We start from the raw sequence: 9,550 nt of genomic DNA on the forward strand, positions 1-9,550 counted from the left end.
CGCCCTCCCGACCGCCGGTGTGTTCAGGGGGCCGCGCGGGCCCGCGGGCGGGTCCCCGCCGCGCGCGAGGGTGGTGCGGGGGCCGGCTACTTCTTCAGCCAGGCGTCCATCATCTTCTGGGCGATGGGGGCGGCCAGCCGGCCGCCACCGATCTCGGACCGGTCGGTGTCCGAGTTCTCGATCATCACGGCGACGGCGATCTGCTTGCTGCCCGCCTTGCCGTACGAGGTGAACCAGGCCAGCGGCGGCAGGCTGTTCTTCACACCGCGCTGGGCCGTACCGGTCTTGCCGCCGACCTCGGCGCCCGACACCTGCGCGGGCTTGCCACCGCCCTCGGCGACCACGGTCTTCATGGCGTCCCGCAGCATCGCTGCGGTCTTCTGGCTCATGACCTGCTGGACCTTCGGGTTCTTGAAGCTTTCCAGCACGGTGCCACCCGAGTCGGTGACCTCGGAGACCGAATGCGGGGCGACGAGCTTGCCGTCGTTCTCGATCGCGGCGGTCACCATGGCCATCTGCAGCGGTGTGGCCTGCACGTCGAACTGGCCGATGCCGGTGAGCGCGACCTGGTCGACGGACATCTTCTTCGACGGGTACTTGCTCGGCACCCGGGTCGTGACCGGGGTTTCGACGTTCGCGTTGAAGCCGAGCTTCTCGGCCATTGCGCGCATCTTGTCCTGGCCCAGCTTGGACGCCAGCTCGGCGAAGACGTTGTTGCAGGACAGCCGGAGCGCGGTGCGCGCCGAGGCGTTGTTGCAAGCGGCGGAGCCCGCCTCGCTGGGCAGCAGGGTCTTCGTTCCCGGGATGGTGTACGGGTCGGGGGTGCCGGTGGGCGCGTCCAGGTTCGCGACCAGCCCGTTCTCGATGGCCGCCGCCAGGGTGACCAGCTTGAAGGTGGAACCGGGCGCCTGCGGCTTGCGCAGGGCCACGTTCTCCATCGCCTTGCCGTTGTCGGCGGACAGCTCCTTCCAGGCCTCGGCGTCATTGGCACCGGAGATGCGGCCCGGGTCGAAGGAGGGGTTGTTCACGAGGGCGAGGATCTCGCCGGTCGCGGGGTCGATCGCGACGGCGGAGCCCTGCTTGCCCTGCAGCGCGTCGTACGCGGCCTTCTGCACGCCCTTGTCGACGGTGGTCAGGACGTTGCCCGGCGAGGCCCGCTTGTTGGTGATGAGGTCCATCACGGTCTTCAGGCGGTCGTCCGACCCGTTGAGGATCTTCTTGTAGACGCCTTCGAGCATGCTCGTGCCGAACGCCTGCGAGCTGAAGCCGGTGAGCGGCGCGTACAGCGGGCCGTCGACGTAGGTCCGTTTGTACCCGAAGTCCTTGCCGCCCGTCTTGACCGAGCCGGTGATCGCCTCCCCGCCCACGATGATGTTGCCCAGCGGGTTCTCGTACTGCCCGATGAGGTTCCGCCGGTTGTTCTCGTTGTCTGCGAGGGCCTGGCCTTGGTAAGCCTGCACCCAGGTGACCCGGAGAAGCAGGGCCAGCACGAGGAGCAGGCAGAAGACCGACGCACGCCTGATCGTCTTGTTCATCTCCCGGAAGGACGTGCGAGGGCGGCCGGACGTTCCGCCCTGTCCCGTTTGTGGCCGGGTTCTCAGCTTTTCCTCATGTTGCGGCCCCTCTCACGATGAAGCCGCTCTCGTAGGCGGCGATGACGGCCTGGGTGCGGTCGCGGGAGCCGGTCTTGGACAGTACGGCGGCGACGTGCGTCTTGACGGTCTGCGGGCCGACCCCGAGGCGTTCGCTCATCTCGTGGTTGGACAGCCCGGTGGCCATCAGGCGCAGGACGTCCGCCTCCCGGTCGGTGAGGCGGGCCACCCACGGGGCGGGGTTTCCGCGGGCGGCGGCCGCGTGGGAGGCGGCCAGGGCGCGGACGGCTGCCGGGAACAGCAGGGAGTCGCCCCGGGCCACCAGCCGGACCGCGCCGAGCAGCTCGTCCGGGTCGGCCCGCTTGAGGAGGAACCCGGCGGCGCCCGCGCGCAGCGCGTCGTAGACGTAGGCGTCGTTCTCGAAGGTGGTCACGACCATGATCCGCGGCGGTTCGGGCAGGGTGGCGAGGATCTGCTCGGTGGCCCGGATGCCGTCGATCCCGGGCATGCGGACGTCCATCAGCACCACGTCGGGAGCCAGTTCCCGGACCACGGAGACGGCCTCGGCGCCGGAGGCCGCCTCCCCGACGACCTCCAGGTCGGGTTCGGCGTCGATGATGACCCGCAGCGCGGTGCGGACCATCCGCTCGTCGTCGGCGAGCACGATGCGCAGCGGGGGCCGGCTCATCGGGGGCTCCCGGCGGAGCCCGCGCCGAGCGGGAGCACGGCCCGCAGCCGCCACAGCCCCTCGTGCGGGCCCGCTTCGACGCGGCCGCCCAGCAGGGCCGCCCGCTCGGCTGCGCCGCGCAGCCCGCGGCCCCCGGTGGTGCGCGCCGCGGGGCCCTCGCCGTTGCCCGGTGGATTGGTCATGGTGATCTCCAGTTCGCGGTGTGCGCCGTCCTTGCCGCCCGATGCGTCGCGCGCGTCCCGCGCGGCCGTGACGGCGATGCTCAGCTCGACGGGTCCGGCGCCGTGCCGCAGTGCGTTGCTCAGGCCCTCCTGCACGATCCGGTACGCCTCGCGGGAGGCGATCGCCGGGAGCTGTGTCCAGTCCCCCACCGGTCCGGGGTCCTGGCGGGCGGTGACCGTGGTGCCGGCGGCCCGGGTCCGGGCGAGCAGCCCGTCCAGGTCGGCGACGAGGGTGGGCGCGGGCGCGGCGTCCGGCCGGGCCTGGTCCCCGTCCCGCAGCAGGCCCAGTACGGTGTCCAGCTCACCCACGGTGCGCCGCGTGGTGTCCTCGATCGCGGCCAGCGCCTCCCGTACGAATGCGGGGTCGCTGTCGAGGACCCGGCGGGCGGCGACCGCCTGGAGGGTGACGGCGCTCAGGGCGTGGCCGACCGCGTCGTGCAGCTCCCGGGCGAGCCGGTTGCGCACGGCCAGATCGGCGGCCCGCTCCTCGGCCGCGGCCAGCCGGTCCGCCGGCGTCGGGCCCAGCAGGACGGGGGCGAGCCGGGCCAGCAGCCGCCCGGCCCCGGCGGCGCACAGCACGAGCCCCGCCAGCAGGCCGATCCCGAGGAACGGGGCGACGTACGGATCGGCGGCGGTGCTGAGCCAGCCCGACCCGACCGGCATCTCCCGCAGCGCGCTCACGAACGGCAGCAGGATCAGCACGACCGCCATGGGCGGCACCGCGAGGCTCATCCCGCTGACCAGCGCCCCGATCCCCAGGTGCAGGGACCACCAGGCGGCGGACCTCCCCCGGGCCGCCCAGGACCGGGCGGGTCCCTCGGCCAGCTGCTCCCCCGGCACCCCGCACAGCGCCCGCACCGCGACCACCGACATCTGCCGGACCAGCCCGAGGACGCCGGTCGCCGCGGCCAGCGGCACCGAGGCGCCGTACGCGATGAACACCAGCGGCGTGGAGGCGAGCGTGTTCACCCCGCCGGCGAGGACGCCGACGAACACCTGCGCCAGCAGGAAGTACGGCATCAGCAGGGCCCCGCCGAGTATCAGGTGCACCCAGCGCAGCCGCGCCCGCGACCCCAGCACCCGTCCCAGGGCGGCCGGTATCCGAGCCGGCCATCCCCCCGTCCGCATCACTCCACCCCCCTCAGTTCCAGTTCCGCTTCCTCCCGTGTCCGGCTCCCGCCAGACCCTGGCCCCGCTCCGGTTCGTCCCCCTCCTCCGCCCGCAGCGCTCCCGCGCAACCCCTCAGGCCGCGAGCCGTGAACGGGTGAACCGGGTCAGGACGGCCGTGGAGAGGCATCCGGCGATCACCTGGCCAGCGTAGGCCAGGAAGATCATCGGCGAGGTGGTTTCGACCTCGCCGAACTGCAGTCCCAGCACCGCCAGGAGCAGGAACAGCCCCCAGCCCAACGCCGCCGACGACCCGATCCAGGTGAGGGCCAGTGGCCACCGGACCCGCACCGCACCGCCCCGGGCCAGCAGCAGCGCCCCGGCACCCGCCGTCAGCGCGCACAACCCGTGGACCGCCGAGACCACGCCGCTCTCCGCCGAGTACTGCGCCACCCGCTCGGCACCCAGCCCGGCGGTACCGCCGAAGGCCCAGTACAGGTGTATCGCCCCCACCGATGTGCCGACCGCGGCCGCGGCTCCCGCCACCACCCCCGTGGATGACGGGAGCCGCGTGCCCGGCACGCCCTGCCAGCAGCGGCCCCAGCGCTCGCGCGCATAGGGGACGAAGAGCCCGGCCAGGGCGAGTCCCTGGATGATGAAGCACGGGTATACGACGAAGTGCACCCAGTCATCGAGGAACGGCTCCCGCGCGGCCTGCACCGCTTCACCCGCCCCCAGCCCCAGAGCTCTGACGAGGAGCTGGCCGGGGAAACCGGTCACGATCGGGGTGAGCAGCCCGGTGGCCGTGAACACGGGGACGATCAGCACCCAGCCGGGCACCCGTCTGCCCCAGGGCCGGGTGAGCAGCAGCGCGAGCACGATCACGCAGGCGTCCATCGCCATCGTGACGGCGTTGGCCCCGTCGTAGAGCTGCGCGGACTCCAGCAGCACGCTCCCTGCGGGTATGCCGATGTGACTCCCAGCCAGCCACGCGGCCTTCAGCGCCAGGTACGGCACGGTGGCGATCACGGCCGCCGCCCGCAGGAGCCGTTGGACCGGCGTGGCCGGGCTCGCCGGGCTCGCCGAACTCGGCATGCCGGTCGGGCTCGTCCGGGTCTTCGGGTGGGTCGGGGTCGTCGTGCCGGTCGTGCGTCGCGCCGCTCGTGTCGTCATGGCTCAACAGTCGCGTGCCCGGCGCCCCGCCACCTCCCCCGCGAAGGTGAACCGCCTCCCCCACGCGGGGGAGAGGCCCTCATCCCGGCGCCCTCATCCCGGCGCCCCCTCACGTACGCCCCTCACGTGCGCCGCTCACCTGCGCTGCTCACATGCGCCGCGTCACCACCGACAGCCTGTCCCGGGCCGTGAACAGCGCCGCTTTGATCGCGTCCTCGTGGTCCGCCGTCAGCCGGGCCACCGGCACCGAGCAGCTCACCGCGTCCCGCGCCGGCGTCCGGTACGGCACGGCCACCCCGAAGCAGCGCAGCCCGAGGGTGTTCTCCTCCCGGTCCACCGCGTACCCCTGCTCCCGTACCGCCGCCAGCTCCTCGATGAGCTGCTCCCGGTCGGTGACGGTGTGTTCGGTGACCGCCTCCAGCCGCCGCGGCAGCAGGGTGCGCACTTCCTCGTCGGAGTGCGTGGCGAGCAGCGCCTTGCCCAGCGCGGTCGAGTGCACGGGCAGCCGCCGCCCGACCCTGGTGAACGGTCGCAGGTAGTGCTGGGACTGGCGGGTGGCCAGGTAGACGACGCTCCGCCCGTCCATCCGGGCCAGGTGAATCGTTTCGGTCGTGTCCTCGGAGAGCCGGTCCAGGGTGGGCCGGGCCGCGGCAACGACCTCGTCCCCGTCGATGTAGGAGCTGCCGACGAGCAGGGCCCGCACGCCGATGCCGTACCGCGTCCCCGTGGCGTCCGTCTCCACCCACCCCAGGTTCACGAGCGTGCGCAGCAGCATGTAGAGGCTGGACTTGGGCAGGCCGAGGTCGTGCTGGATGTCGGCGAGGCTGTGCAGGCCGGGCCGCGCCGCGAAGTGCTCCAGCAACACGACCGTGCGGACGGCGGACTTGACGGCCGTCGGTGCCGCGCCCGTCATCGCGGCGGACTCGCCCGCGCCGCCCGGACCAGCCGCGCCACCCGCGCCGCCCGGACCACTCGCGCCACCCGCATCGCCCGCGCCGCCCCCGCCGCCCGGGCCGCCGCCCCCGTCCGCGGCCGCCGCCCCGTCGAACTCGATGCGCTCACCTCTGGCCATTCGCCTTCCTGCCCCTTCTTGTCTCTTGTCACGCGAAAGACGCGGAAATAGAGTCCGGAACGGATGGAGATCATTCACCCATCGGAACGGCGTTCAGAATACTGAACGCCACCGCGCGGGGCGGCGTAGATCCAGGAGGCAGTGCGGCATGACAGGGACACCAGTCTGGAGTGTGGACCCCCGCACCGGGAAGCAGCGGGCGCAGGTCGCGGTGGAAGCCGGCGCCCCCGACGTCGACGAAGCCGTCCGCGCGGCCCACGCCGCCCGCACGGCGCTCGCGGACCGCACCGCCCGCATCGCCTTCCTGCGCGCCGCCGCGGACCTGCTCGACGCCGCCGCGGAGCAGGTCGTCGAGGCCGCCGACGCCGAGACCGCCCTCGGACCGGCCCGGCTCACCGGCGAACTCGCCCGCACCACCGGCCAGCTGCGCGCCTTCGCCGACGCCGTCGCCGACGGCGGCTACCTCGACGTCCGGATCGACCGGGCGGACCCCTCCCTCACCCCGCCGCGCCCCGAACTGCGCCGCTACAAGGTGCCGCTCGGCGTCGTCGCCGTCTACGCCGCCTCCAACTTCCCGCTCGCGTTCTCGGTCCCCGGCGGGGACACGGCGAGCGCGCTGGCAGCCGGCTGTCCCGTGGTCGTCAAGGCGCACCCCGACCATCCGGCCACCTCGGAGCTGTGCGCCTCGCTGCTGCGCCGGGCCGCGGTGGCCACCGGGCTGCCGGGTGAGGTGGTCACCGTCCTCCACGGGTTCGATGCCGGCCTGGAGCTGATCCGCCACCCGCTCGTCACCGCCGCCGGGTTCACGGGCTCCCTGCGCGGGGGGCGTGCGCTCTTCGACGCGGCCGCCGCACGCCCCGTGCCCATCCCCTTCCACGGCGAACTCGGTTCCCTCAACCCCGTCGTGGTCTCCCCGGCCGCCGCCACCGAGCGCGCCGAGGAGATCGGCGCCGGCCTGGCGGGCTCGGTCACCCTCGGCGTCGGCCAGTTCTGCGTGAAGCCGGGCCTGGTCCTGGTCCCGGAGGGCGCCGCCGGGGACCGGCTCACCGAGGCCCTCGCCAAGGCGCTCGGCGAGACCGGTCCGGGCGTCCTGCTCGACCACCGGATGCGGGAGAACTTCATCGCGGGAGTCGCCGAGCGGGGGGCGCTGCCGGGCGTCACCGCACCCGTCGCACCGGGCCCCGCCGGGGAGCACACCGTCGGCGCGGGGTACCTGTCCGTGTCCGCCGCGAGCCTGCTGGCGGGGCCGGCGTACGAGGTGCTGCTGGAGGAGTGCTTCGGACCGGTGACCGTCGTGGTCCGGTACGCAGACGAGGGCGAGGCCGGCGCCGTGCTCGACCTGCTGCCCGGCAACCTGAGCGCCACCCTCCAGCTGTCCGCCGCCGAGGCGGAGGGCGCCCCCGGCCCGGCGGCGGAGCTGGTCTCCCGCGTCACCGCGCTGGCCGGGCGGGTCGTGGTCAACGGCTGGCCCACCGGCGTCGCGGTGGCCCCGGCCCAGCACCACGGCGGCCCCTACCCGGCGGCCACCTCGCACTCCACCTCGGTCGGGGCCACCGCGATCGAGCGCTGGCTGCGCCCCGTGGCCTACCAGTCGGTTCCGGAGCCGCTGCTTCCGGCGGAGCTGCGCGAGGCGAACCCCCTGGGCCTGCCCCGCCGCGTCACCGGAGCCACGGGTCAGGCCGTCCGGTAGGCCCGGCAAAACCCGTTGCCCGCCCCGCCCCTCACGGGGCAGGCTGCCGCCCATGCCGAGACCGCACGGATTCACGTACGAGCAGAGGGGCGACGGAAGCGTCGTCATCACCCACCGGGGCCGGGCCGCGGGCACCTTGCGCGGAGCCCGTGCCGAGAGGTTCCTGGCCGAGGTGGAGGCCGGCGACGCGCAGCTGGTGATGGCCCGGTGGACGGGCGCGTACAAGTTCGGGAACGAGCGCACGGCCAAGAACCACCCCCGCAACCGTCGCTGAGGCTCCCGCCGGCACCACCGGTGCTGCACCGGCGCTTGCCGGCCCCGGCCCTCCTGCGCATCCCCCAACCGGCCGCTCCGCGCGGGCCGGGAGGGAACGGCACGGTACCCCCGCTCGTTCTCCGGGCATGACCGCTATGACCCCTGGTTCCAACCTGCCGCTCAATGCCGTCCGGGTGACGGTGGACGTGGCTGCTCCGGTGCGGCTCGACGTGTCGGGGCTCCTCCTCGCGGCCGACGGCAAGGTGCGCTCCGACGCCGACTTCATCTTCTACAACCAGCCGTCCGGGCCCGGTGTCAGCCACCGCTCCGGCGGCGGTGCGGCCCCCGACTCCATCACCGTGGACACCGGCGGGCTGCCGCCCGGCATCGAGCGCATCGTGGTCACGGCCAGCCCCGACGCGGCAGGACAGACCTTCCAGGGCATCGAGCCCACCGCCACCGTGCGGCACGCGGACACCGGCGCGGTGATCGCCACCTTCACCCCACCGCAACTGGGCACGGAGACGGCGCTCGTGGTCGTCGAGGTCTACCAGCGGGGCGGCGTGTGGAAGGTGCGCGCGGTCGGCCAGGGGTACGCGAACGGCCTCGCCGGCATCGCCACCGACTTCGGGGTCTCCGTGGAAGAGGAACCGGCTCCGGCGCCCGCGGCCGCCCCACAGGCCCCTGCGGCTCCGGTCTCCCCGCCGGTCACGGTCCCGCCGCCGGTCCCGGCCTCCACGCCGCCCGCCCCGCAGGCCCCGCAGGCCCCACCCGTCGCTCCGGCCGGCTCCGGGAAGATCAACCTCGACAAGGGCCGGGTCAGCCTCCAGAAGAACCAGACCGTGTCCCTCGTCAAGGGCGGCCGCCCGCTGCTCTCCCGGGTGAAGATGGGCCTCGGCTGGGAACCGGCCTACCAGGGCCGGGACATCGACCTCGACGCGTCCGTCATCGCGTACGGCCCGCAGCGCAACCACATCGACAGCTGCTACTTCAGCAAGCTGACCATCCTGGGCGGCGCCATCCAGCACTCGGGTGACAACCTCACCGGCGAGGGCGCCGGGGACGACGAAGAGATCGTCGTGGACCTCGGCCGGCTGCCCGCCGAGGCGACGGGCCTGGTCTTCACCGTGAACTCCTTCTCCGGACAGAAGTTCACCGAGGTCGCCAAGGCCTACTGCCGCCTGATCGACGCGGCGACCGGCGAGGAGCTCGTCCGCTTCGACCTCACCGACGCCGAGCCGCAGACCGGCGTGATGATGGCGAAACTGACCCGCCAGTTCTCGGGCGAATGGGAGATGACGGCCATCGGGGAGTTTGTGAAGTCCCGCACAGTGCGCGGCATGGTGAAGCCCGGCGCCGAGGCACTCTGAGCAGGTGGGCGGGCGCATTCTGCTACAGCCGACGGCCCGGGCGCAGGCGAAGGTGATGGATTACACCCTCAAACCGGCAGTGACGGTCCGTGTCCGCCCCTAGCCTGGAAACCATGTACAGCACACTCAGGCCCGCGGGTCCCGCCCGCCCGTCCGCCGCCGAGGCGAACGAGGCGATACGGCACCTCGTCGAGACCCGGGTGGATGACGAATGGCCCTCAGCGGCGTACGAGTTCCTGCTCGAGCAATGGGCCAGCGCCAACCGCGCCGAAGCCGTCGAGGTCGCCGGCCCCCCCCGGTGGGGGGGGCGGCCCCCAGGCCCCCCCACAGGGTAGGGCAAAGCCGCCGGCCCCCACAAACCAAAACAAAAACAAGGGGGAGC

At 73.4% G+C, this 9,550-nt stretch carries 8 protein-coding genes; 3 read left to right on the forward strand and 5 right to left on the reverse strand.

Annotation, left to right across the window (positions count from 1 at the left end):
* Positions 1–86 precede the first annotated feature (86 nt).
* From ACFVGY_RS18230 to ACFVGY_RS18250, 5 genes are all read right to left on the reverse strand, one after another.
* Positions 87–1,535: a peptidoglycan D,D-transpeptidase FtsI family protein gene (locus ACFVGY_RS18230; protein WP_385678067.1), complete on the reverse strand. Its 1,449-nt coding sequence runs from the start codon at positions 1,533–1,535 to the stop codon at positions 87–89.
* A gap of 73 nt (positions 1,536–1,608) precedes the next feature.
* On the reverse strand, positions 1,609–2,280 hold the full coding sequence (locus ACFVGY_RS18235; RefSeq protein WP_385678069.1) for a response regulator: 672 nt from the start codon (positions 2,278–2,280) through the stop codon (positions 1,609–1,611).
* Positions 2,277–3,629 carry a sensor histidine kinase gene (locus tag ACFVGY_RS18240; RefSeq protein WP_385678072.1) on the reverse strand — a complete coding sequence of 451 codons (1,353 nt, stop codon included), beginning with the start codon at positions 3,627–3,629 and terminating at the stop codon, positions 2,277–2,279. Before ACFVGY_RS18240 ends, ACFVGY_RS18235 begins: the two co-directional genes overlap by 4 nt.
* A gap of 114 nt (positions 3,630–3,743) precedes the next feature.
* Positions 3,744–4,781: a hypothetical protein gene (locus ACFVGY_RS18245; protein ID WP_385678074.1), complete on the reverse strand. Its 1,038-nt coding sequence runs from the start codon at positions 4,779–4,781 to the stop codon at positions 3,744–3,746.
* 148 nt (positions 4,782–4,929) lie between these two features.
* Positions 4,930–5,694 (reverse strand): IclR family transcriptional regulator, encoded by a 765-nt coding sequence (locus ACFVGY_RS18250; protein WP_385678177.1) that lies wholly within the window; start codon positions 5,692–5,694, stop codon positions 4,930–4,932.
* Positions 5,695–6,001: 307 nt separating this feature from the next.
* On the opposite strand from ACFVGY_RS18250, the gene ACFVGY_RS18255 reads away from it, so the two are divergent.
* The 3 genes from ACFVGY_RS18255 to ACFVGY_RS18265 all read left to right on the forward strand — a co-directional run bounded on the left by ACFVGY_RS18255 (position 6,002) and on the right by ACFVGY_RS18265 (position 9,168).
* Positions 6,002–7,543, forward strand: coding sequence for an aldehyde dehydrogenase (NADP(+)) (locus tag ACFVGY_RS18255; protein ID WP_385678077.1), 1,542 nt, complete (start codon positions 6,002–6,004; stop codon positions 7,541–7,543).
* 52 nt (positions 7,544–7,595) lie between these two features.
* On the forward strand, positions 7,596–7,817 hold the full coding sequence (locus ACFVGY_RS18260) for a hypothetical protein (RefSeq protein WP_385678080.1): 222 nt from the start codon (positions 7,596–7,598) through the stop codon (positions 7,815–7,817).
* 127 nt (positions 7,818–7,944) lie between these two features.
* On the forward strand, positions 7,945–9,168 hold the full coding sequence (locus tag ACFVGY_RS18265) for a TerD family protein (protein ID WP_385678083.1): 1,224 nt from the start codon (positions 7,945–7,947) through the stop codon (positions 9,166–9,168).
* The last annotated feature ends 382 nt before the right edge of the window (positions 9,169–9,550 follow it).

The organism is Streptomyces sp. NPDC127106, from assembly GCF_042677605.1.
In the GTDB taxonomy this organism is placed as follows: Bacteria; Actinomycetota; Actinomycetes; order Streptomycetales; family Streptomycetaceae; genus Streptomyces.

Coding starts and splice junctions, on each gene's coding strand:
- ACFVGY_RS18245 (WP_385678074.1), bottom strand. CDS start 4,781: ATGACGACACGAGCGGCGCGACGCACGACCGGCACGACGACCCCGACC.
- ACFVGY_RS18265 (WP_385678083.1), top strand. CDS start 7,945: ATGACCGCTATGACCCCTGGTTCCAACCTGCCGCTCAATGCCGTCCGG.
- ACFVGY_RS18250 (WP_385678177.1), bottom strand. CDS start 5,694: ATGACGGGCGCGGCACCGACGGCCGTCAAGTCCGCCGTCCGCACGGTC.
- ACFVGY_RS18260 (WP_385678080.1), top strand. CDS start 7,596: ATGCCGAGACCGCACGGATTCACGTACGAGCAGAGGGGCGACGGAAGC.
- ACFVGY_RS18230 (WP_385678067.1), bottom strand. CDS start 1,535: ATGAACAAGACGATCAGGCGTGCGTCGGTCTTCTGCCTGCTCCTCGTG.
- ACFVGY_RS18240 (WP_385678072.1), bottom strand. CDS start 3,629: ATGCGGACGGGGGGATGGCCGGCTCGGATACCGGCCGCCCTGGGACGG.
- ACFVGY_RS18235 (WP_385678069.1), bottom strand. CDS start 2,280: ATGAGCCGGCCCCCGCTGCGCATCGTGCTCGCCGACGACGAGCGGATG.
- ACFVGY_RS18255 (WP_385678077.1), top strand. CDS start 6,002: ATGACAGGGACACCAGTCTGGAGTGTGGACCCCCGCACCGGGAAGCAG.